General features: G+C 64.0%; 1 protein-coding gene. It reads left to right on the plus strand.

Annotated features, from left to right (window positions below; translation table 11 throughout):
• Nucleotides 1-414, plus strand: a 414-nt coding sequence (locus tag AB4Z35_RS30810) for a proton-conducting transporter transmembrane domain-containing protein (RefSeq protein WP_442101272.1), incomplete at both ends; no start/stop codon positions are given.

Consider the following 414-nt stretch of genomic DNA (forward strand, 5'->3'; position numbering starts at 1 on the left):
GACCTTCCCGGGCACCGACTGGATGATGCTGACCGTGGCCTGCATCTGCCTGTTCATCGGCGCGATGGGCAAGTCGGCGCAGTTCCCGCTGCACGTGTGGCTGCCTGACTCGATGGAAGGCCCGACCCCGATCTCGGCACTGATCCACGCGGCAACGATGGTGACCGCCGGCATCTTCATGGTGGCGCGCATGTCGCCGCTGTTCGAACTGTCGGATACCGCGTTGTCCTTCGTGCTGGTGATCGGCGCGATCACCGCGCTGTTCATGGGCTTCCTGGGCATCATCCAGAACGACATCAAGCGCGTGGTGGCGTACTCCACGCTGTCGCAGCTGGGCTACATGACCGTGGCACTGGGCGCTTCGGCCTACTCGGTGGCGGTGTTCCACCTGATGACGCACGCGTTCTTCAAGGC

The organism is Pseudomonas sp. KB_15, from assembly GCF_052114525.1.
Classification (GTDB): Bacteria; Pseudomonadota; Gammaproteobacteria; order Pseudomonadales; family Pseudomonadaceae; genus Aquipseudomonas.